This window comes from Cryptosporangium phraense (genome assembly GCF_006912135.1).
GTDB classification, from domain to species: Bacteria; Actinomycetota; Actinomycetes; order Mycobacteriales; family Cryptosporangiaceae; genus Cryptosporangium; species Cryptosporangium phraense.
In genome coordinates this window covers 1-21,901 of record NZ_VIRS01000002.1, presented here as the reverse complement: position 1 = coordinate 21,901, position 21,901 = coordinate 1, and the positions used below count along the sequence as shown (strand labels likewise).

The window sequence follows — 21,901 nt, the reverse complement described above, 5'->3', positions numbered from 1 at the left end:
AGACCCAGGACGAGAACCGGTTGTGGCCTTCGGCGCGATGAAGGAGTGAAACGGCTTCATCGAACGAGAGGGGTTCACTGGATGAAAGGCACGCTGAACATGGTCGGGTACGGCCTGGCCGCGATCGGGCCGGGCATCGCGATCGGCCTCATCTTCGCCGCCTACATCACGGGCGTGGCGCGCCAGCCGCAGGCGCGTCAGACGCTCCAGGGCATCGCGATCCTGGGCTTCGCGCTGGCCGAGGCACTGGCGATCATCGGCATCGGCTTGGCGTTCGCGCTACCGAGCTGATCGGCTCGGGCGACGCGTGTCCGGAGGGCTGGTCGCCGCGGCTATTCGCCGAACGCGGCGATCAGCGTGGCGCTGCTTCCGAGTTGGGAATTGGAACGCGGGCGGCCGACGCCACGCGGCCGCAGTCCCGTGCGGCGCCTGACGCGGTCGGCTTGTCCAGGAATGGCGCCGACGGGCCGGAACTGGAGCTCATGCCCGGCGGCGATCAACAGCCCCCGGCCGCCGCCCTCCCGCCCGCCTGCGCCCTTCTGCACCTGTCTGCACCTGGCCGCGCCCCGCGGCCCTGCGGCCCCGCGGCCCTGCGCCCCTGCGCCCCTGCGCCCCGCGCCCCGCGCCCCGCGCCCCGCGCCCCGCGCCCCGCGCCCCGCGCCCCGCGCCCCGCGCCCACCAGGCGAATCATGGGGCGCAACCCGCGCGTGACCGCCCCCGCCCGCGGCCGTAGCGCTCTCGGCGCACCCTCTCACGCCCGCCCCCGGCGTGCTGCTGGGCCCGAACCCACTTCGAGCCGACCGCGCCGACGCCCCACGTGATCACTGTCTGAACCGAGGCTCGGGCTACGGGTCGAACGGTCCGAGCCCACGTGCCGCCATTCCCGGAACACCGGCGCACCGATGGCAGCCACCTTCGCCGCCACGGCGTTGCGGTGGCTGATGCGGTCGGCGCGGGATCCGTAAGCCGTCGCGCCGCCGATCCCGAAACAGCCCATAGGCGCCCCGCTAACGTTCCGATCCAGACCCCATCAACGACCGACTGAACGAACCGACAACCGCATCCACCTCCCTGGCCTCAGGAGTCTGCGCCGCCGCCTCGAGCCCCGGTTCCAACGCCAGCGGATGAGCCAGCCCGGCAACCACAACGAGTCTGGCCCCCGGCAAAGCCTCGCGCAGCGCCACCGCGTCGGCCCGGAAGTCGTCGTGATCGTGCTCGCCGCTGACGATCAGAACCGGAACCTCGGGAAATTCGCCCGCCCGGGCCACGAAGTCGAGACGCCCAGCCAGCCGGCGCGACTCCTCAGACCACTCGTACTCGATGCCGAACGACCGCTCGACCAGCGCCACCACCGACGTCGCCCGGATCGCCGCGTTGATCGCCACCAGCGCGCGCACCGGCCGCTCGAGCTCGGCGAACGTCAGCAGGGCCACGGCGCCGCCGGCCGAGCCGCCGATGAGCGTCAGCGGCTCGTCGACCAGCGCGCTCGCGGGCAGCTGCTTGCGCAGCGCCTCGAGCACCGCCGGGAGTTCGGCCGCGGCCTGGGTGATCGCGGCCCCGTGCAGGTTGAGCAGCGTGTCGTCGCGCACCAGCGCCATGATCTCGTCCAGCCCACCGGGCGGCATGCGGGCGCCGGTGAACGGCAGGCCCAGGTACACCCGCCAGGCCGGGACGCCGGTCAGCGGCAGCGCGGCGGCCATCGCGACCTCGGTGCGCGGTGCGTCGAGCAGGTGCCACACCACCACGAGCGGCGCCGGCCCACCTCCCGACGGCGGTACGGCGATGAACGGCACCCCGGCCGCGACCCCACGAATCGACTCAGTCATACCGCGAACGCTAGGACCCCCCTACGACAGGATTGACCTCAACCGGACTTCACCTGTGAGGCTGACCGGCATGACCGACCTCAGCGCCTACCTGACCCGCATCGGGCACACCGGCCCGGTCGCCCCCGACCTGCCGACGCTCCGCGCCCTCACCTACGCCCACGCCACCGCGATCCCGTTCGAGAACCTGGACCCGTTCTCCGGCGTCCCCGTGCTGCTCGGCCCGGCCGACCTCCGGGCCAAACTGATCGACGACCGGCGCGGCGGCTACTGCTTCGAACACAACCGGCTGCTGAAGGCCGCGCTGGACGAGATCGGTTTCTCCACCACCGGCCTGCAGGCCCGGGTCGTCTGGGGCGGCCCCGACGACGCGGTGACCGCCCGCGGCCACAAGCTCCTGCACGTCGACCTCGACGGCACGGACTACATCACCGACGTCGGCTTCGGCGCCACGACCCTCACGGCTCCGCTGCGCGTCGCCTCCGGCGTCGAGCAGGAGACCCCGCACGGCCTCTTCCGCCTGGTCCACGATCCGGACGCGACGGGAAGCGGACGAGGGGCCTGGCGTCAGCAGATCCGGCTGGGCGACGAGTGGCGCTCGACGTACCGGTTCGACCTCACGCCCGCGTTCCCGGTGGACGACGAGGCGCCGAACTGGTTCCTCTCGACCGCGCCGACGTCCCATTTCGTCACCGGTCTGACCGCCGCCCGGCCGACCCGCGACGGACGCCGGCTGGCGCTCAACGGGCGCACGTTCACCGCCTACGCCGCCGACGGCACCGCCGATCGGCGAGAGCTCGAGTCCCTCGCCGACCTGCGGAAAGTCCTCACCGACGAGCTGCTGATCGAGCTCCCGCCGGGCATCGACGACGCACTCGCCACGCTCTTCTAGACGCGCAGGGCGGCCAGCGCCGACTCGACGTCCTCGCGCGACCGCTCGCCCCGCCGGTAGGCGTCGACCTGGTCTTCGGCGGCGGCCAGCGCACGCAGGCGGTCGGTCTCCGACGGCAGTCCGGTGTCGAGCCGCTCCTGGCGGGTCTCGAAGTGCAGACGCCAGCCGTCGATCTCCAGCTGGGTCGCGGTGGCGAACAGCGTGTCGGGCGCGGCCGGGTCACCGGCCTCGGACGCCCTGGCCTCCTCCTTGTCGAGCGAGGCGAGGCCGCGGTCCAGGCGGTCGCGATAGTCCGCCCAGGCGCCGTCGTCCACGGCATCGCTGTGCGCGTGGGCGCGGCCGAGGTGGCCGCGGAGGGCATCCAGCGTCGCGCGCAGGTGGGGATGGGTCTCGGCGGCCCGGTGGACCGCGGTGTCGACTTCGGCCTGCCGGCCGTTCTGCTCGTTCACCGGCGTAGGGTACGACGACGACGGTGAACGGCAGGTGGCTCACTGGTAGCCGCGAATCTCCTTGAACGCGCTGTTCAGGGTTCCGTTGCGCGCGTCGAACGTCCGGCCGCCGCTCAGCTTGGCCAGGTTCTCCATCTGGTCGGTGGCCGACTCCCCGAACAGCACCGGGTAGATCGGGATCGCCCGCTGGCTCGCCGGCCGGCCTCCGTAGTCGTCGACGAAGTCGTCGTACTTCTGGCCCGACGTGTTCTCGCCGTCGGTCATCAGCACGATCGACGTCACCGCGTCGCCCTGGCCGGGGGTCGCCGCGATGAGCCGGTAGGCGTCGTCGAGAGCCTTGTAGATCGCGGTGCCGCCGTCGGCCTTCAGGCCGGCGACCGCGGTCCGGATCCGGGCCAGGGCCGCGTCGGTGTCCGACGGCGGGACGGTGATCGAGATCGGGGGCTGGGTCGAGCTGTTGAACGCCAGCAGAGTCACCTCCTCGCGGGACCGGAACCGGGCGAACCGCCCGGTCACCGACGTGTCCGCGCCGGTCAGGCCGGTGAGCGCAGACTTCAGGCCCGTGATCCGGTCGCCATCCATCGACCCCGAGGTGTCGAGCACGTACACGGTCCGGGACGGGCGGCGCAGCGTGTTCTGGAAGCTGATCAGCAGGTCGTCGACGACCTCGCGTTTGGCCGGGAACGGCAGTTCGATCAGCGTCTGGTTGCCCATCGAGGGCGGCAGCGCCACGGTCGGGTCGATCGGCCGCCGCCGGGTGTCGCTGAGGATCCGCTGCTGCATGTCCTTGCTGCGCAGCGCGCCGCTGACCGTGTCGTAGGCGATCTTCGCGGCCGGCGACGCGGACTTGAGCAGCGTGAACGGGTAGTCGGCGGTGACCACGCCGTCGCTGGGGTAGACGATCGACAGCGGCTCGGGCAGCTTGCCTCCGGCGTTGAGCGAGAGCAGCACCGACTCGTAGTTGAACAGGCCGTCGATGGCCCCGCCCGGCGCGTTGCCGGTGGTCCGCCGCAGGTAGGCCTCCGACAGCCACCCGGACGAGCCGGCGGTGAGCGCCTGGCCGGCGAAGAAGCTGCGCAGCCGGGGCGCGACCCGGTCGATGTCCTTCGTGGACAGCGCGTCACCGGCGCCGGAAAGAGCGGCGGCCACGCCGATCAACGTCGAGAAACCGGTGTTGGAGGCGGAGGGGTCGGTCATACCGAAACTGAATTTCCGGGCCGAGGCCGCCTCGGCGATCTGGGCCCAGCTGACCGGCTTGCCGGTCCAGCCCAGCCGCTGCACGGCCGACTGGCGCAGGCCGAGCACGACCGGTGAGGTCATGATCTTCTGCTGGGTGCCGATCCGGCTGCGCGCCTCCGGCAGCAGGGTCAGGTACCGGTTCGAGGAGAACCACACCGCGTCGTACTTCTTCGACGCCGAGCCGTTCGCGACCGACTCGGCGCCGTCCAGCGTGCCGGTGTAGTCGAGCTCCACGGTGACGCCGGTCTGCTCCTTGATCTTCTCGAGCACCGGCTTCATGTCGGAGAGCTCGCTGCCGGCCAGCACGCGTAACGTCACCGCGGCTCCGGACGACGTCGTCGCGCTCGGGTCGTAGCCGGGCTTCCCGTCGGGCCCGGTGCAGGCGGCGACCAGGAGCAGAGCCACCGCGGCGAGGAGCAGCCTCATCGTCTTCCCCGTTAGTTGTACTGCGCTGAGATGGCGTTGAGCAGGTGCTCGAGCGTCTCGTAGGTCGGCGGATCGATGACGTCGACGATGTCCTCGTGGGCCACCGGCTTCGCGGCCGCCCCGAGCTTGTTCAGCACGGACGTGAACTGGCTCGAGTTGTTGGTGCGGAACCCGTGCTCGGCGGCCAGCTCGCTCAGCGCCGGGTCGTCGGTGAGCAGCTTGCCGACCTGGTCACCGGGGGGCTTCAGCGGCACCAGCGTGTGCTTGGAGACCACGGTTGGCGACGGGTAGAGCAGCCTCATGTCCGGGTTGATCGAGCCGTCCTTGCGCTGCAGGCGGTCCACGAACTGGGCCTCGTAGATCATCACCATCGGCGTGTTGCCGACCCCGCCGGTGAGGTAGTTCTCGAACGGCCCCTCGGACGAGTTCTCGGTGTAGCCCTGGGCCAGGAACACCTTGGTCAGCAGCGGCAGCACCTTCTTCTCGGCCGCCGCGCCCTGCACCACCGCGTCGCCGTTCGCGACGAACGAGACGATCGACGCGTACATCGCCGCGGAGTTCGACGTCCGCGGGTCGGTGGTGGTGATCAGCACCGACTTCCGGGCCGCGAACGTGCTGCCGGGCAGCGTGTCCCACCGCTGGCCCTTGGCCACCAGCGCGAGATACTTCTCCATGTCGAGGACCTGGTAGGAGCCCTCCTGGTGCACCACACCGACCTTCGTCAACAGGTCGCTGATCCGGGCGAACGTGGCGATCGCCATCGGCGAGGAGAACGGGGTGTAGGCGCGGGGCGCCTTGACCTTCCGCCGGATCGCCTCACCGGTCGGTGCGCTGGACGGGAACGCGAAGTCGTACGCGCTCAGGTCGAGGCCGGCGATCTCCCGCGAGCCGGCCGGCTCGACCTGCACCGACAGGCAGTGGGAGGCGAACGCCTGCTGTACCCGGGGGTCGGAGAAGTACGGCACCTTCTCCGACCCCACCACACCGCGGACCGTGGTGACGGTCTCGCAACGGCCGCCGATGGCGGCCTTGTCGCCCTTGTCCCGCCCCACCAGAGCAATGATTCCGACGCCGACGACCAGCACGACGGCCAGCCCGATGCCGATCCAACGCTTCACCCCGACCCCTTAATGGCGCCTACCGCTCACGGTAGCCAGCCGGGGCAAGCGTCGAGCGGTCACCCGGCCGCGACCGGCACCGAGGCCCCCTCGCGTAGGTAGACCGGGATCTGGTCGAGCGGGGCGTCGGCCTCGACGACGCTGCCGCCCTCGTAGGTGCGGCCGCTCCACACGTGGGTCCACCGGGTCCCGGCCGGCAGGTAGACCGAGCGGCTCCGCGCGCCGGCCGCCAGCACCGGAGCCACCAGCACGTCGGGGCCGAAGAGGAACTGGTCCTCGACGTCCCACGCGGCCGCGTCGGACGGGTAGTCGACGAACAGCGGACGCATCGCCGGGAGCCCGTCGGACGCCGCCCGATCGAGCTGCTCGTGCAGGTAGGGCCGGAGCCGTTCGCGCATGAACATCGCCGACTTGATGATCTCGTAGGCCTCGTCGCCGAACGCCCACACCTCGTTCGGCCCGCCGGTCATCTCCCAGCCGGTGGCCATCCGCGGCTCGCGATTGCCGTGCAGCCGGAACAGCGGGCAGAACACCCCGTACTGGAACCATCGCACGACCAGCTCACGGAACTCCTCGTCGCGGGCGTCGCCGCCGTGGAAGCCGCCGATGTCGGTGGTCCACCAGGGGATGCCCGCGATCGCGATGCTCAGCCCGGCCCGGACCTGCTGGCGCAGCGACTCCCAGGTCGCCGGGATGTCCCCCGACCACACCGCGGCCGAGTACTTCTGCTGCCCGGCCCAGGCCGAGCGGCAGAGCAGCACCGTGTCCGGGTCGTCGGTCGACTGCATGCCCTCGTAGAACATCCGCGCGGTGTCCCGCGGGTAGATGTTGATGGTCTCGGCGCCCGGCCCGGCGTGCAGCACCAGGTTGCCCGGGTGGGCCGGCCGGATCTCCGGCTCGCAGGCGTCCAGCCACCAGACCCGGACGCCCTTGTCGTAGTAGTTGCGCTTGACGACGTCCCAGACGAACGCCCGGGTGGCCGGGTTGGACGGGTCGGAGAACGTGATCGCCGACTCCGCGGGCATGCCCTTGTCACGGGTCGTCCCGAAGAACTCGACGCCCTGGTCGGCCCCGAGCAGCATCCCGTTGTCGCGCATCGTCTCGAAGTTCTCCGAGAGCGGCGAGATCGTGGGCCAGATCGAGACCATCAGCTTGACGCCGAGCTCGTCCAGCTCCTTCATCATCGCGTCGACGTCCGGGTACTCGGCCGGGTCGAACCTGTAGTCGCCCATCGCCGTCCAGTGGAAGAAGTCGGCGACGATGACGCTCAGCGGCAGCCCCCGGCGCCGGTGCTCGCGGGCGACCTCGAGCAGTTCCTCCTGGTCGCGGTAGCGCAGCTTGCACTGCCAGAACCCGCTCGCCCACTCCGGCAGCCGAGGTGCGTGCCCAGTGGCGTCCGCATAGTGCGACAGGATCTCGGCCGGAGAGCCGACCGTGAAGAAGTAGTCGATGGCGCGGGCCTGGGTCGCGGTCCAGCGGGTGCAGTTGTCGGCGAACTCCACGCGGCCGACCGCGGGGTTGTTCCAGAGGAACCCGTAACCGCGGTTGCTGAGCACGAACGGGATGTTGACCTCGGCGTTGCGCTGGATCAGGTCGAGGGCGAGCCCCTTGTGGTCCAGCCGGCCGTGCGTTCGCTGACCCATCCCGTACAGGCGCTCCCCCGGATAGGCCTTGAACTGCTGGTGCACCTCCCCCGCTCCGGAGCGGTTGCCGTAGAAGACCCGGGCCCCGGGCCACCAGAAGTGCTCCCGGTCCTCGCTCAGTAACTCCTCGCCGGTCGACGTCCGGCTGAACCGGACGATCGGGAACGGGAACCCGTCGTCCTCGGGAATGTCGACGGTGACGGTGACCTCGCCGTTCACCAGCCGGCCGCCCTCGATCCGGACGTCTGCCCGGGCGGGCGGCGGCACGTCGAGCGCCCCGACGTCGTGGGCGGGAATCGCCTCCCGAGCGGCCCGGACGCGGACGCTGTCGACGCCCCACGGCTCGATCCGCAGCACCTCGCGCTGGAACCGGACCTCGAGGGCGTCACCGTCACGGCTGAAAAAGCTCATGGCTGCTCCTAGTTCGAGCCGGAGTTACTTGATCGCGCCGGTGGTGGTTCCGGCCGCGACGTACCGCTGGGCCACCATCAGCAGCACCAGGGCGGGTAGGGAGGCGAGCACGGCCGTGGCCATGACCGAGCTCCAGTCGGGCACGTACGAGCCGAGGTAGGTGTAGATCCCCAACGTCACCGGGCGGACGTCCTCGGTGGTCGTCAGGGTGAGGGCGAAGAGGAAGTCGCCCCAGGCGAACAGGAACGTGAACAGGGCCGAGCTGACCAGCGCGTTCCGGCACATCGGCAGCACCACCGAGACGAACGTGCGGATCGGTCCGGCCCCGTCGACCCACGCGGCCTCGATCACCGACGTGGGCAGGCTGCCCATGAACGCCCGGAGGATCAGGATCGCGAACGGGATGCCCGCGGTGGAGTCGGCCAGGATCAGGCCGCCGACCGAGTTGAGCAGGCCCAGGTCGTTGTAGGCGCTGTAGAGCGCGTTCGCCACCACGATCCCCGGCACCATCTGGCTGACCAGGATGGCCAGCAGCACCGCGTTCGCGAACCGGATCTTGAAGTGCGCCAGCGCGTACGCGGCCGGTGCGGCGATGAGCAGGCTGAACACCACGGTGCCGACCGCGACGATCAGGCTGGTCAGCAGATGGCCGCCCTGGTCGTGCAGCGCCTGCCGGTAGCCGTGCAGGCTGAGGTGGAGCGGGATCCACGGCGTCTGCTCGGCCGAGCTGCTGGTCTGCAACGACACGTTGGCCATCCAGTACACCGGGAAGAGCAGCACCGCGAGGATGAGCACCCCGACGGCGGTGTGCCACCAGCCGCCACGATGGAGGTTCACGCCGTCCTCCGGTTCGCCCGCAGGTACAGGAACGCGAAGACCATCGAGACGACGATCAGGATGTTGCCCAGCGCCGCACCCTGTCCGAAGTCGAACTCGGCGAACGACAGGTGGTACGACTGGGTCGCGATGGTCTGGGTCGAGTTGGCCGGGCCGCCCCGGGTCAGGCCGAGGATCAGGTCGACGACCTTGATCGTGTAGACCAGTCCGAGCAGCAGCACGACGTTGACCACCGGGCGCAGCAACGGCCAGGTGATGTACCGGAACGCCTTCCAGCCCCGGGCGCCGTCCAGCGCGGCCGCCTCGTAGAGGTCGGGCGGGATGTCCTGCAGACCGCCGTGGAGGATCGTCGCGTTGAACGGGATCCCGATCCAGATGTTGACGACGATCACCGCGATCAGCGCCAGCGAGGTGCTGCTCAGCCAGCCGGGCCGCGCGTCGACCCCGGGCAGGCTCTCCAGCACCCGGTTGAGCGCGCCGTTGTCCTGATCGAGGATCCAGCGCCAGATCGCGCTGGACACGATGATCGGCACCAGCCAGGGCAGCAGCAACAGCGAGCGGAGCACGCCGCTGAGCGGGAACCGCCGCCGGAAGTAGAGCGCGACCGCGAGGCCGAGGACGAACTGCCCGGCGATCGACCCGACCGTGAACAGTGCGGTGTTCAGGACGGCCCGGTCGAAGACCGACGAGCCGATCACGGCCGAGTAGTTGGCCAGCCCGACCCAGGGCGCCTCGCCGGTGTAGAACGTCTTGGTCGTGTACTCCTGGAACCCCATCACGACGTTCTTGACGACCGGGTAGCCGAAGAAGAGCACCAGGTAGGCGACGGCCGGAACGAGGAACAGGAACTCCAACGCGCGCTGACCCCGCCGTCCCGGACTGCTGATCCGGGACGGCAGGCGTGCGTCAGCCATTCTGCGCCTGTTGCAGCGCCTTCTCCGGCGTGGCCGATCCGGTCAGCGCCGACTGCACCGCGGTGTAGATCTTGGTCGCGGCCTTCGGCCAGTCCGCGCCGAGCTCGCCGGTGCGCGCCCTGGCGTTCTTCACCAGCTCACTGAAGGCGGCCATCGACGGGTTCTCGGCGACGAACGAGCCCTGCAGCGCGGTCTTGGTCGGGATCGTCTGGCGCTGCGTGGCCAGCGCGAGCTGGTTCTCATCGGTGTTGAGGCACTGGACGATCTTCGCCGCGTTCTTCTGCCGGTCCTTGTTGCCGGTGTTGGGCACCGTCCAGGTCTCGCCGCCGAGCGGGGCGATCGCGGTGCCGCCGGCCTTCGGCGTCGGGATCGGCACGACGCCGTACTTCAGCGACGGGTTCTTCGCGAGCACCGGGAACTGCCACGGCCCGTTGATCTCCATCGCCGCGTTGCCGGCGCTGAACTGGTCGTTGGCGTCGGCCTGGGTCCAGCCGACCACCGACTTGGACGCCGATCCGTCCTTCACCAGGTCGACCCAGAACTGCAGCGCGGCCGCGGTCTCCGGCGTGGCGATGTTCTTCTCGTCGCCACCGTTCGACCACATGAACGGCAGGAACTGCCAGGTGCCCTCGTAGTTCGCGGGCGCCGAGAACGCGATGCCGTACTGCTTGCCCTTGGTGAGCTTCTTCGCCGCGGCTTTCAACTCGTCCCAGGTCTTCGGCGGCTGCACGCCGGCCTTCGTCAGGATGTCCTTGTTGTAGAACAGCGCGATCGTGTTGGTGACCGGCTGCAGACCGTAGAGCTTCCCCTGGTAGGTCGACGCTTTGGCGACGCCGTCCACGTAGCCGTCGGCGGTCAGGCCGTAGTCGGAGAGCGGCGAGAGCGCGCCGGTCGCGGCGATCTGCTGGAGGTCCGGGTTGTCGAGCATCAGGACGTCCGGGAGGGTGCGCGACGAGCTCTGCTGGAGCACCTTCTGGATCAGCGTGTCGCCCGGGACGGCCTCGCGCTGGATCGTCAGCCCCGCGGTCTTGGCACAGGCGTCGAGGACCTTGGTGTAGACGCCCTTGTCGGGTTCGTTGTTGTAGTAGTCGAGCACTCTGATGGTCTTCGGATCACCACCGGAAGAGCCCCCGCTGCTGCCGCCGCAACCGGCGAGAGCTAACGGGAGGGCGACCGCGACGGCGGCCGCCAGCGAAGCCCGGCGGAACATCGATCCTCGTCGATCCATGCGCTGTCCTTTCATCAGACGCCGTGTCGTCGATACGTATCGATGACGCGCGCGCGTACGTCAGGGGGTTGGTGTCACGGGATGGGCATCACGCTCTCGCGCCGCGTCAGCCGCGGTTCGAGCAGATCGACGACCGGCGGCGGGCCGGTCGGGGTGGGGTCGAGCAGCCAGAACAGGGTCTGCATGGCGCGCCGGGAGACGTCGCGGGCCTCGCCGGACACGTTGGTGACCGGCGGCTCGCAGTTCTCGGCCCAGGCGTCCATGCAGACGCCGATCACCGACAGGTCCCGGCCCGGCGCCACCCCGCGGGCGTTCAACGCCTGCAAGACCGGCTGCACCGCGTTGGCGTTCGGCACCACCAGACCGAGGCGCTCGCCGGGTATGCGGTCGGCCAGGACCTGATCGACGGCCCGGTTCGCTCCGGCTCGGCCGCGTTCGACCGGCTCGGTGACCCGGCACGGCAGCCGTCGATCGGCCGCGACCGCGACGGCCGGGCCGAGGAACCGGTCGACGTAGTTCAGGTCCCGCTGCACGACCTCGGTGGGGTGCTGCAGGATGACGACGCGGTCGTGCCCGGTGTCGGCGAGTTCGCCGATGGCCAGCCGGGCGGCCTGGGCGAAGTCCATGTCGACGCAGTGCAGGCCCTGCGGCTCGGCCGGCACTCCGATCAGGATCACCGGCGTGCGCAGCGTGGCCGCGACCGGCACCCGCTCGTCCTCGGTCTGGATGTCCATCATGAGAATGCCGTCGCACAGCGAGCGGCCGGCCAGCCGGCGCAGCCCGGCCGAGCCCTCGTCGGCGGTGACGAGCAGCACCTCGTAGTCCTGGGCCCGGGCGCTGAACGCGATGCTCTCGATGAACGGCAGCAGCCCGGCCCCGTCGGCGCTGGGCCCGAACGGCACGACGAGCCCGACGACGTTGGTCCGCTGGCTCGCCAGCGCTCGGGCCCCGGCGTTGGGCTGGTAGGTGAGCCGCTCGATGGCGTCGTGGACCCGGCGGCGGGTCTCCTCGGAGATCGGCCGCTTGCCGCTCATCACGTACGAGACCGTGCTCTGCGAGACGCCGGCCAGGCGGGCGACGTCCTTGCTAGTGAAAGCAGTCACGGCACCCCCGTCGATACGAATCGTCGATACGGTTCGACGCAGGACGTTAAACCCGTTAGCGAGTCGAGGCAAGGCCGAGCGAGGACCTTTGTGAATCGGCGAACGGTGTATCGAAGGGCGCTTTCGGGCACCGGGTGCTCATGCCGTCTCTGACGAATTCGCTCCCGCCGGTGCCGCACACGGAGGTCGCGCGGTGGGAGCTGGCCAGCCCCCGGGACGTCCGCGGGCTGCGGGCCTCCCTGCACGAGGCGATCACCGGACGCCCGTTCCCGCCGGACGCGACGCTGGAGGAGATCCCGGAGCAGATGGTGCTGGTGGCCTCGGAGCTCGCGACCAACGCGATCAAGCACGGCCTGCCGCCCAGCCTCGTCCGGCTACTGCGCGCAGGCGGCTTCCTGATCCTCGACGTGGCCGATCACGACCTGAGCACGCCACCGGAGTACGCGGTCGGGCGCGAGCCGGGCGAGGGTGGGTTGGGGTTGCATCTCGCGCGGAAGCTGGCCTTCGACATCGGCTGGTACCTCAACGACGAGGAGAAGACGAAGCACGTGTGGGCGCAGTTCGGAGTTTGAGGTAGCGGTCGGTGCCGGTCAGCATCATCCAGTAGTCGACCGCGGCGGTGTCCGGCTCGACCGAGAGCCGCGCCTCCTCGTCCGGAGCGAGGTTCAGGCGGACCAGCGGGCTGCTGTTGCGCTCGATGACCGCGCGGACATCGTGGGCGCCCGGCGCGAGCTCGATCGTCAGCGTGTCCCCGCGTCGGACGACACCGGCCCGCTGCCCGTCGATCTCGATCCAGTACGACGAGAACGCGTCCCGCCGTCGGGTGGAGTCGCGGGTGACGACCAGCCAGCGTCGCTCCCGACCCGAGCGCAGCCGCGGCGCGAGCCGGACCGTCGCCCTCCCAGATCGGGCCGTCCAGGCCCAGCCCGCCGAGGACGAACACGGCCGCCGGGGGACGCGACTTCATGCCCGATCAGTGTCCACGCCTCGCGACCGCCAACCGCCCGGTTCATAGTTGCCGGAGCGGCTGTACGAACGAACAGGGAGCAACCGTGGTGGACGAACCGGAGCTGGTGCTGCAACCGATGGTGCACGTCACGGACGTGGGCGCCACGGTCGCGATGTTCGAGGCGCTGGGCGGTGAGGTGGTGCAGGGCAGCCGGGACGGCGACTGGGTCCAGATCCGCATCGGGGGCGCCCAGATCGGCCTGCTCGCGCACCCCCCGAATCCGGCTCAGGGCGAGGGCGACGTGGAGCTGAACTTCGAGTCGATGACCCGTCTCGAGGCCGTGGAAGACCTCGCCCGGACCCGAGGTGTCGAGGTCGCGCGAGCTACGTCCGACGAAGGATTCGGCCGGCAGCTCCAACTACGCACGCCGGACGGGCTACTGGTCAAGGTCAACGAGATCGATCCCGACCGGATCGGCTGAAAGACAGGTCTCCGACCTGCTCAGGCCGTGTTCATAAGAAGGATCTTCCGGCCGGACTGAACCGCGGTCCCGTGCTGGTTACGGACCTGGGTGTCGAACGTGACGACGCCCTGCGACGGGTCGTTGCGACGCAGCCGCGCGGAAGCGACGCTGAACTCGCAGTGGATCGTGTCACCGAACGCGATCGGCGCATGGAAACGCCACTCCTCGATGCCCAGGAACGCGATCGCGTTACGCCCGAGGAGCTCGGTGCCGAACATCAGCCCGTGGGCGTACGACAGACCCAGGAGCCCGTGCGCGATCGGCTCGCCGAAGTCCGAGGCTCGGGCGAAGTCGTAGTCCGTGTGCATCGGGGAGCGATCCCCCGTCAATGCGGCGAACTGCACCACGTCCGCCTCGGTGATCGTGCGGGCCGGGGTGCGGAACTTCCGGCCGACCGCGAGGTCGGCCCAGCGGAGATCGCTCTCCATGGTGATCGTCCTTCCGGTAGCCCGCGATGCGGACTACGACGTGTGACGGAGCGACGCGGGACCGACGGACTCGCGGAAGACCGGGTCGGCGGTGAACTCCGTGTGGGTGATGGCGGTGGGGTCGGCGAGCAGGCCGTACACGGCCGCCCAGGCCGCCTGGCCCACCTGTCGTTCGTGCATGTGCGCGGTTGTCAGGCGTGGGGTCACCCACCGGGCGAGCGGAGTGTCGTCGAATCCGACGACGGAGACGTCGGCCGGCACCCGGAGACCCAGCCCGGTCAGGGCCTGGAGGATCGCCGCCGCCTGGACGTCGTTCGCGGCCAGCAGACCGGTGCACCCGGCGGCCACCGCCGACCGCACGGCCCCCTCGATGTCCGCCTCTTCCTGATCGATGCGCAGGCTCCGCCCGCCCACCTCGGCCGCCCTCGACTCGATCAACCGCCACCGGTTCTGCATCTGCTCGGAGTCCGCGCTGGCCCCGATGAACGCCAAGGCGACGTGCCCCTGATCGAGCAGCGAGTCGACCAGCGCCGCGGTGGCGGTCGTGACCTCGGTGCAGACGCTCGCCGCTCCGGTCAGGCGCCGGTTCACGGTCACGACCGGCTTGCCCACTCCGAGCACGCCGGCCAGCGCCGTGGCACTCGCCCGGGGGCTGCAGAGGATCAACGCGTCCGACCGTAGCTGCGTCTGGTGGGCCAGCGTCGGCTCGGTGTGGGTGGCGTCGAGCGAATCGGCGACCAGTACGTAGAACCCGCTTTCCCGGGCGGCCAGGACGACCTCCTGGGCGATCGTCGTGAAGTACTGGTTGCCGAGATCGGGGACGACGAGCCCGACGGTGCCGGTGCGTCCGGTGGACAGGCTCTGGGCCGAGGTGTTCAGCGTGTACCCGAGCCGGTTCGCCGCCTCGATCACCTTCCGCCGGGTCGCCTCGGAGACCGGCTTGGTCGCACCGGCGATCACTCGCGACACCGAAGCGATGGAGACACCGGCGGCCTCCGCTACGTCCCGCACGGTGGGGCGTCGGATCGCTGGGCCATCGGTCATCGTGGGAGACATTATTCGCTCAGAACATCACCCCGCCACCGTTGGCGTGCAGCACCTGGCCGTGGAGCAGGGCCGACGCCTCGGCGGCGAGGAAGACCACGATCGGGGCGACCTCCTCCGGGGTGGCGACGTTGCCGGTGACCGCGCCCGAGGTGCGCTCCGCGACCCACTGCGGATCGTCCGCGAGGTCGGCGATGAGGGGGGTGATCACCGGCCCGGGCGCGATGGCGTTCACCCGCACACCCGGACCGACTTCGCGGGCCAGAGCGCGCGTCAACCCCACCACGCCGGCCTTGGCGGCGGTGTAGGAGACGAAGTTCCGGGCTCCCTTGAACGCCAGCTGCGACGAGACGTTGACGATGCGTCCGCGTCCATCCGCGCCGCGGACGAAGCGGCGACACATGAGCATCGGGGCGGTCAGGTCGGCCTCGAGCGTGCGGTTCCAGTGCTCGACGCTCATCTCGGCGAAGGCCGACTCCTCCATCATGCCGGCGTTGTTCACGAGCACGGTGCAGCCGCCGAACCGGGCCTCCACCTGGTCGAACAGTGCGTCGACCTGGTCGGGGTCGGTCAGGTCGGCGGCGACGGTGAGCACCTCGGTGGCCGCCAGCGACGCGGCCAGCTCGGAGGCCCGCTCGTGGTCGTCGAGATGGGCGAGCGCGAGCCGGGCTCCGGCGGCGGCGAGCTCGCGGGCCATCGCCTGCCCCAGACCGCCGGTGGCCCCGGTCAGCAGGACGACCTCGCCGTCGAGGCGGAACGCGCTCATGCGACGCTCGCCTCCGCGACGGACGCCGGTGCGGCCGGGACGGTCCGGGTGCGCGCGGCGAGCAGAGAGACGACGGAGAGCGAACAGCAGAGCACGAGGAACAGCGCGCACAGCCAGGGCGCGCCGCCGGCCGCCGACACCAGCGCCGCGGCGATCAGCGGCGCGGGACCACCGATGATGGTGCCGGCGAGCTCACGGCAGGTCGCGACCCCGGAGAACCGCACCTCGGGCGGGAACAGGTCGACCAGGAACGACCCCTGGGCGCCCGCCATCAACCCGAACGACACCGAGTACGTCGCCACCAGGGCGACCACGACGAGTACGGGCACCCGGGTCCCCAGCAGCAGGAACAAGGGGAAGGACAGCAGCAGGCAGTAGCTCGCGCCGAGGAGGAAGATCCGCCGGGCCCCGAACCGGTCCGTGAGCAGCCCGCCCCACACCCCGAGGCCGGCGCCGACGAGGGACGCGGTCAGCGACGCGGAGAGGGCGAGGGTCTGGGACATGCCGAGGTCGTCGCGGATGTACGTCAGCGCAAAGGTCGTCGTGATGTAGGACATCGCCTGGTGCCCGACCATCGCACCGAAGCCCAGCAACACGGCCCGGCGGTGGTCCCTGAGCAGGGCCCACATCGGCACCCGGACCTCTTTCGCCTGTTCGGCCCGCCGCTTGGCCTCGGCGAACTCCGGCGTCTCCTCGATCCGACGACGGATGAACCACGCGATCACGAGGATGACGGCGCTGATCCAGAACGGGACGCGCCAGCCCCAGGTGAGGAGGATGTCGCCGGGCAGCAGCGCCACCACGAGGAACGCGACGACGCCCAGCGCCGAACCGATAGCGGTCGCCGCGTTGGGCACCGCGGTGCCGAAGCCCTGCCGGGAGGGCCGGATCGTCTCCGAGATCATCGTCATCGTGCCGGCGAGTTCCGCGCCCGCCCCCGCGCCCTGCAGCAGCCGGAGCAGCACCAGCAGCAGGGGCGCCCACAGCCCGATCTGCTCGTAGGTGGGCAGACAGCCCATCAGGATCGTCGAGCCGCCCATCAGCACCAGCGTGAACACCAGCGCGGGCTTGCGGCCCAGCCGGTCGCCGAAGTTGGCGATCAGCAGCCCACCGACCGGGCGGGCGAAGAAGCCGATCGCGAACGTGGCGAACGAGGCCATCGTCGCGGCGGCCGGAGAGAGGCCGCTGGAGAAGAACAGCGGACCGATGACCAGCGCCGATGCGGCACCGTAGAGCCCGAAGTCGTACCACTCGACGACGGAGCCGACGGTGCCGGCGAGCAATACCCGCCGTTCTTGTTCTCTCGAGTGAGGGTTCATCAGAGACGTCCTTGTCCGTGAGGGGTCAGTACGAAGCGTCGAAGAGGGCGGGATCCATCGGCCGGCAGTCGTCGGCAATCCGGAACGCGAACCCGACGTGCGGGGCGATGTCGCGCGCGACGTCGATGCCGGGGGCGACCTCGACGAGCGTGAGGCCGTCGGCGTCGAGGGAGAACACACAGCGCTCGGTGACGAACAGGATCGTCTGGCCGCGCCGCTGCGACAGCGGGCCGCTGAACGAGATCTGCTCGACGGCCTCGACGAACCGTTGCGAGCGCCCTTCAGTGACCACGGACAGCCGCTGCGCCGCCCGGTCCCACGCGACCTCCAGGCCACCCGCGGTCAGCGTGCCGCTGAACACGACCTTGCGAGCGCCCTGGCTGATGTTGACGAAACCGCCCACGCCGACGATGCGTCCGCCGAACCGGCTGATGTTGACGTCGCCGCGGGCGGACACCTCGGCGAAGGACAGGAACGCGATGTCCAGCCCGCCGCCGTCGTAGAAGTCGAATTGGTAGGGCTGGTCGAGCATCGCGTCGTAGTTCACCGCGGCGCCCGCGTCGAGCCCGCTGGCCGGCAGCCCGCCGTTGAGCCCCTGCTCGTTCGTCAGCGTGACGGCGTCCAGGACGCCCTGCTCGGCCGCGGCGAGGGAGACGCCGGTGGAGATCCCCGAACCCAGGTTGCACACCGCGCCGGGCGTCAGCTCGCGGGCGGCCCGGCGCGCGATCAGACCCCGGGTGCCGGCGGGAAGCGGGGGCAGCGACCCGATCTCGACGCGCTCCGCACCGGCAAACGCCGGGCTCACCGGCGTCGTGTAGGTGGTGGGCTGGTCCGGCACCACGACGATGTCATCGACCAGGAAGTACGGGATCTTCACGGTCTTGGGCGGGATCGTCCCGGCCGGGACGACCCGGGCGACCTGCACGACGACCCGGCCCCCGTTGTTGCGGGTGGCCTGGGCCATCGACAGCATCTCGCCGAAGTACGCCTCGCCCTCCATCGACACGTTGCCGCGCTCGTCGGCCGTCGTCCCGCGCAGGAACGCGGCGTCCGGCCGTACGGAGCGGTAGAGGATGTAGTCCTCGCCGTCGAGGTCGACGGCCTCCGACGGAGGCCGATCGGAGGGTGCGCCCTGGCTGCCGCCTCCCAGGCGGGGGTCGACGTAGGTGCCGACGCCGACGCTCGTGATCAGGCCGGGCCGGCGGGCCGCGGAGTCGCGCATCAGCTGCGACAGCGAGCCCTGCGGGACCGTGAACAGCTCCAGGTCGCCGCGCGCGGCGGCCTCGCCGATGCCGGGGGCGTCGACGACCGTGCCGCACACGACCCGCTTGAGCAGTCCCTTGTGCCGCAGCCGGTGCGCGCCCCTGCTCTTCTTGTCACCCAGCCCGACCGGGTGGATCGTGGTCAGGTCGCGCGGCTCGGCGGTGGTGAGGTAACGCTCCTCGAGTGCCTCGAGAAGGGCCTCGGGGACGGCGTGCCCGCCACCGGAGCCGCCGATGACCACGGTCGCGTCCGACGCCAGCGTGGCGACCGCCTCGGCGGCGGTGAGCGTCTGCATCTCTGTCCTCTCGATCATCGGGCGTGGGTGAAGACGGGCGGACGCTTCTCGAGGAAGGCACGTGCGCCCTCCCGGGCGTCGGCGGAGGCGTAGACCTTCGCGATCTCCTCGATCTCGACGCGGTGACCGCGCTCGCGCCCGTGCACCAGCCCTTCGTTCAGGCAGCGTTTGGACGCGGCCACGCCGTGCCGGGGCAGCGCGGCGATCTCCTCGGCCAATTCGTGGGCGACGCGGTCGGCCTCCCCGGGCCCGACGATCTGCGTCACCAGGCCCCAGTCGAGTGCGGTGGCGGCGTCGATCGAGCGGCCGGTGAGCAGCAGGTGGGCGGCTCGGCCCGCTCCGATCACCGCCGGCAGGCGCTGGGTGCCGCCGCCGGAGGCGAACACGCCGATCCGCACCTCCGGAAGGCCCAGGGTGCTTCCCTCCTCCGCGATCCGGAGATCGGCGGTCAGCGCCAGCTCCAGACCGCCGCCCAGCACGTGGCCGCGCAGAGCGGCGACGACCGGTTGCGGCAGGGCTTCGAGCGCGGCGTAGGCCGCGTGCTCGTGCTCCGAGACCGCCCGGCCGGCCTCCTCGTCCGACGGGAACGACGTGATGTCGGATCCCACCGAGAACGCGCGGTCGGACGCCGAGCGCAGCACGACCGCGCGCACGTCCTCCCGGCTGAGCAGCTGCTCGGCGATCTCGCGCAGCGTCTCCCGCATCGCCCAGGTCAGCGGGTTCAGCGGAGGGTTCGACAGCGTGATCGTCGCGACGGGGCCGGTCACGTCCAGCTGTACGGCCTGGGTCAGCATCGCCCCTCCTCACAGGTAACCGGTTACCTGGCGGACAGTAAGCGCGGTGGCGGCCGTTGGGCAAGCCCTGATTTCTCCTGTTGACCGATGTCGCGGCTCTCGATAACGTCGCGAGGTAACCGGTTACCTGGCGATACGGAGGCGGGCGAAGTGGCCTACATACGGACACTGCACACCGACGGCTCCGTCGGGCGGCGCGAACTCGACCAGGCACCCGCGTGGCAGCGGCCGTCCACGCCCCTCCGGTCACGCACCGTGTACGCCGCGGCGCACGTCGTCCCCCGGATCGCCGGTGACAACACGCCGGGCGCGCCGGCCGACATCGACTGGGACGCGACCCTGGGCTTCCGCCGTCACCTGTGGTCGTGGGGGCTCGGGGTGGCCGACGCGATGGACACCGCCCAGCGCAACATGGGGCTGGATCGCCGGGCGACCCGCGACCTCGTCACCCGGAGCGCCGCCGAGGCCCGGTCGGTCGGCGGCGATCTGGTCGTCGGGGTGAACACCGACCACGTCGACGAGCCGGTCGTCGACCTGGACGCGGTGATCGACGCCTACGTCGAGCAGCTGCACCACGCCGAGGACCACGGCGCGGGCGTCGTGCTCATGGCGAGCAGGCACCTGGCCCGGGCGGCCACCGGACCGGCCGACTACGAGCGCGTCTACGGCGAGGTGCTCGATCGGGCCGGGGCGCCGCTCGTGCTCCACTGGCTCGGCGATGCCTTCGACCCGGAGCTGGCCGGCTACTTCGGGTCGGACGAGGAAACGGTCCTGCGAATCATCGAGAAGAACGCCGATCGGGTTCGCGGTATCAAGATGAGCCTGCTCGACGCCGACCGCGAGATCGCCCTGCGCGCCCGGCTCCCCCGTGGCGCCACAATGTTCACCGGCGACGACTTTCACTACGTCGACCTGATCGAGGGCGACGGCGAGCACCATTCCGACGCCCTGCTGGGCGCGTTCGCCGCCGTCGGTCCCCAGGCCGCGGCGGCGGTCGCCGCCCTCGACGCGGGACGCCCCGAGGAGTACCGGTCGATCCTCGGGCCCACGGAGACGCTCGCCCGGCACGTGTTCGCCACCCCGACGTACCACTACAAGGCCGGGGTCGCGTTCCTGTCCTGGCTGAACGGTCACCAGCCGGCCTACGCGATGGTCGGCGGGCTGCAGGCCGCGCGGAGCCTGCCCCACCTGTCGACGCTGATCGAGCTGGCCGACGAGGCCGGTGCGCTCGAGGACCCGGATCTGGCGGCTCGCCGGTGGAACGCGTACCTGGCCGTGCACGGTGTCGTCTCGTGAGTCGCCTGTCGCTCAACACCGCGACGATCAACCGGGCCGACCTGGCCACCGCGCTGGACGTCACGGTCAAGGCGGGCATCCCGGCGGTGGGGCTGTGGCGGAAGCCGGTCCAGGACGTCGGCCTGGCCGAGGCCGCGGCCCGGGTCGCCGACTCCGGCCTGCGTGTCTCCTCGCTGTGCCGCGGTGGTTTCTTCACTGCTGTTGCCGGCCCGGTGCGCCAAGCCGCGCTGGACGACAACCGCCGCGCGATCGAGGAGACCGCGACCCTGGCGGCCGCGGGCGCACCGGGCTCCGCCGCCGTCCTGGTGCTGGTCCCCGGCGGCCTGCCGCCCGGCGACCGTGACCTGCCCGGTGCCCGCGAGCGCGTCGCCGAGGCCGTTGCCGAGCTCGCGCCCGTCGCCGAAGCCGCCGGGGTGACGCTCGCGTTGGAGCCGATGCACCCGATCTACGCCGCCGACCGCGGAGTGATCTCCACGCTCGGCCAGGCCTTGGACATCGCCGAGGCGGTCACCGGCGTGGGCGTCGTCATCGACACGTTCCACGTCTGGTGGGATCCTGACCTGCCCCGGCAGATCGCCCGCGCCGGGCGGGCCGGCCGGATCGCCGGGTTCCAGGTCGGAGACTGGATCACGCCGTTTCCTGCGGACGCGCTGCTCGCGCGCGGCTTGATGGGTGAGGGGCACATCGATTTCCCGGCCATCGTCGAGCAGCTGGACGAGGCCGGGTATCGCGGTGACATCGAGGTCGAGATCTTCCGCCGCGAGATCTGGGACGCCGACCCGCGCGTCGTCGCCGAGCGCGTCGTCGACGCCTTCCGCGTCGCTGTTGAGGGCTGACCGGAAACGGGCTCTTTTCGAGGGACTCGTAGCCGGAAGTGGGGAGCCGCTACCGGTCCTCGCGGGTCGGGCGGCCGGTTCGGGTCGCGCCCGGTCACGTCGAGGCCGTCAACTTTGTCTTGTTCGACGTGATCATCGCTGCTCAGGCGCGCTCGTTGCCGGTGTTTGCCGGTCGTCTCACGTAGGCCGTCGAGGCCGAAGCCGGGGGCTGTGCCCGACCGCCGACCGGACTCAGATCGCGCGGGCGCGGACGCAGGGGCGAGCGCGAACGCCGAACGCAGGCACGGACGCCGAGCGCGGGC

At 70.9% G+C, this 21,901-nt stretch carries 21 protein-coding genes; 6 read left to right on the top strand and 15 right to left on the bottom strand.

Features of this window, described 5'->3' with window-relative positions:
* Nucleotides 1-81 precede the first annotated feature (81 nt).
* Nucleotides 82-291 carry a F0F1 ATP synthase subunit C gene (locus FL583_RS02420; protein WP_142702797.1) on the top strand — a complete coding sequence of 70 codons (210 nt, stop codon included), beginning with the start codon at nucleotides 82-84 and terminating at the stop codon, nucleotides 289-291.
* 716 nt (nucleotides 292-1,007) lie between these two features.
* Here the strand turns inward: FL583_RS02420 and FL583_RS02410 are convergent.
* Nucleotides 1,008-1,826 (bottom strand): alpha/beta hydrolase, encoded by an 819-nt coding sequence (locus FL583_RS02410; RefSeq protein ID WP_142702796.1) that lies wholly within the window; start codon nucleotides 1,824-1,826, stop codon nucleotides 1,008-1,010.
* A 70-nt stretch (nucleotides 1,827-1,896) separates the two neighbouring features.
* On the opposite strand from FL583_RS02410, the gene FL583_RS02405 reads away from it, so the two are divergent.
* Nucleotides 1,897-2,718 (top strand): arylamine N-acetyltransferase family protein, encoded by an 822-nt coding sequence (locus FL583_RS02405; RefSeq protein ID WP_142702795.1) that lies wholly within the window; start codon nucleotides 1,897-1,899, stop codon nucleotides 2,716-2,718.
* Here FL583_RS02405 and FL583_RS02400 read toward each other — a convergent pair.
* The 8 genes from FL583_RS02400 to FL583_RS02365 all read right to left on the bottom strand — a co-directional run bounded on the left by FL583_RS02400 (nucleotide 2,715) and on the right by FL583_RS02365 (nucleotide 12,086).
* Nucleotides 2,715-3,167 carry a hypothetical protein gene (locus FL583_RS02400; RefSeq protein ID WP_142702794.1) on the bottom strand — a complete coding sequence of 151 codons (453 nt, stop codon included), beginning with the start codon at nucleotides 3,165-3,167 and terminating at the stop codon, nucleotides 2,715-2,717. The two genes, FL583_RS02405 and FL583_RS02400, sit on opposite strands and share 4 nt — an antisense overlap.
* 39 nt (nucleotides 3,168-3,206) lie before the next feature.
* Nucleotides 3,207-4,832: a substrate-binding domain-containing protein gene (locus FL583_RS02395; RefSeq protein ID WP_142702793.1), complete on the bottom strand. Its 1,626-nt coding sequence runs from the start codon at nucleotides 4,830-4,832 to the stop codon at nucleotides 3,207-3,209.
* Between the two features lie 11 nt (nucleotides 4,833-4,843).
* Nucleotides 4,844-5,950 (bottom strand): hypothetical protein, encoded by a 1,107-nt coding sequence (locus FL583_RS02390; RefSeq protein ID WP_142702792.1) that lies wholly within the window; start codon nucleotides 5,948-5,950, stop codon nucleotides 4,844-4,846.
* A 59-nt stretch (nucleotides 5,951-6,009) separates the two neighbouring features.
* Nucleotides 6,010-8,004, bottom strand: coding sequence for a glycoside hydrolase family 31 protein (locus FL583_RS02385; protein ID WP_142702791.1), 1,995 nt, complete (start codon nucleotides 8,002-8,004; stop codon nucleotides 6,010-6,012).
* A gap of 24 nt (nucleotides 8,005-8,028) precedes the next feature.
* Entirely contained in the window at nucleotides 8,029-8,841 is an 813-nt protein-coding gene (locus FL583_RS02380; protein ID WP_240746551.1) for a carbohydrate ABC transporter permease, read from the bottom strand.
* Nucleotides 8,838-9,755 (bottom strand): carbohydrate ABC transporter permease, encoded by a 918-nt coding sequence (locus FL583_RS02375; protein ID WP_142702790.1) that lies wholly within the window; start codon nucleotides 9,753-9,755, stop codon nucleotides 8,838-8,840. The genes FL583_RS02380 and FL583_RS02375 overlap by 4 nt, the downstream gene beginning before the upstream one ends.
* Nucleotides 9,748-10,983 carry a sugar ABC transporter substrate-binding protein gene (locus FL583_RS02370; protein WP_142702789.1) on the bottom strand — a complete coding sequence of 412 codons (1,236 nt, stop codon included), beginning with the start codon at nucleotides 10,981-10,983 and terminating at the stop codon, nucleotides 9,748-9,750. The genes FL583_RS02375 and FL583_RS02370 overlap by 8 nt, the downstream gene beginning before the upstream one ends.
* 74 nt (nucleotides 10,984-11,057) lie before the next feature.
* Nucleotides 11,058-12,086: a LacI family DNA-binding transcriptional regulator gene (locus tag FL583_RS02365; protein WP_142702788.1), complete on the bottom strand. Its 1,029-nt coding sequence runs from the start codon at nucleotides 12,084-12,086 to the stop codon at nucleotides 11,058-11,060.
* A 170-nt stretch (nucleotides 12,087-12,256) separates the two neighbouring features.
* Here FL583_RS02365 and FL583_RS02360 point away from each other — a divergent pair, with 170 nt between their 5' ends.
* Both FL583_RS02360 and FL583_RS02355 read left to right on the top strand, forming a co-directional pair.
* A complete protein-coding gene (locus tag FL583_RS02360) occupies nucleotides 12,257-12,658 on the top strand; it encodes an ATP-binding protein (protein ID WP_205751795.1) in 402 nt (133 codons plus the stop codon).
* Nucleotides 12,659-13,138: 480 nt separating this feature from the next.
* The gene (locus FL583_RS02355) at nucleotides 13,139-13,516 is read left to right on the top strand and encodes a VOC family protein (RefSeq protein ID WP_142702786.1); all 378 of its coding nucleotides are present in this window, start codon (nucleotides 13,139-13,141) and stop codon (nucleotides 13,514-13,516) included.
* Between the two features lie 20 nt (nucleotides 13,517-13,536).
* Here the strand turns inward: FL583_RS02355 and FL583_RS02350 are convergent, their stop codons facing one another.
* Genes FL583_RS02350 through FL583_RS02325 form a run of 6 tightly spaced genes read right to left on the bottom strand, consistent with a single transcriptional unit; the run spans nucleotide 13,537 to nucleotide 19,467 of the window.
* Nucleotides 13,537-13,986 carry a MaoC/PaaZ C-terminal domain-containing protein gene (locus FL583_RS02350; RefSeq protein WP_142702785.1) on the bottom strand — a complete coding sequence of 150 codons (450 nt, stop codon included), beginning with the start codon at nucleotides 13,984-13,986 and terminating at the stop codon, nucleotides 13,537-13,539.
* 33 nt (nucleotides 13,987-14,019) lie between these two features.
* Entirely contained in the window at nucleotides 14,020-15,030 is a 1,011-nt protein-coding gene (locus FL583_RS02345) for a LacI family DNA-binding transcriptional regulator (RefSeq protein WP_170323445.1), read from the bottom strand.
* Between the two features lie 19 nt (nucleotides 15,031-15,049).
* Nucleotides 15,050-15,796, bottom strand: a complete 747-nt coding sequence (locus FL583_RS02340) for an SDR family NAD(P)-dependent oxidoreductase (protein ID WP_142702783.1) — start codon at nucleotides 15,794-15,796, stop codon at nucleotides 15,050-15,052.
* Nucleotides 15,793-17,115, bottom strand: coding sequence for an MFS transporter (locus FL583_RS02335; RefSeq protein WP_142702782.1), 1,323 nt, complete (start codon nucleotides 17,113-17,115; stop codon nucleotides 15,793-15,795). The genes FL583_RS02340 and FL583_RS02335 overlap by 4 nt, the downstream gene beginning before the upstream one ends.
* A 25-nt stretch (nucleotides 17,116-17,140) precedes the next feature.
* A complete protein-coding gene (locus FL583_RS02330; RefSeq protein WP_205751794.1) occupies nucleotides 17,141-18,691 on the bottom strand; it encodes an acyl CoA:acetate/3-ketoacid CoA transferase in 1,551 nt (516 codons plus the stop codon).
* Nucleotides 18,688-19,467: an enoyl-CoA hydratase/isomerase family protein gene (locus FL583_RS02325; RefSeq protein WP_142702781.1), complete on the bottom strand. Its 780-nt coding sequence runs from the start codon at nucleotides 19,465-19,467 to the stop codon at nucleotides 18,688-18,690. Before FL583_RS02325 ends, FL583_RS02330 begins: the two co-directional genes overlap by 4 nt.
* 150 nt (nucleotides 19,468-19,617) lie before the next feature.
* Here FL583_RS02325 and FL583_RS02320 point away from each other — a divergent pair, with 150 nt between their 5' ends.
* Nucleotides 19,618-20,763, top strand: a complete 1,146-nt coding sequence (locus tag FL583_RS02320) for a dihydrodipicolinate synthase family protein (RefSeq protein ID WP_205751793.1) — start codon at nucleotides 19,618-19,620, stop codon at nucleotides 20,761-20,763.
* Nucleotides 20,760-21,599, top strand: a complete 840-nt coding sequence (locus FL583_RS02315; RefSeq protein ID WP_142702779.1) for a sugar phosphate isomerase/epimerase family protein — start codon at nucleotides 20,760-20,762, stop codon at nucleotides 21,597-21,599. Before FL583_RS02320 ends, FL583_RS02315 begins: the two co-directional genes overlap by 4 nt.
* Nucleotides 21,600-21,901: the final 302 nt, after the last annotated feature.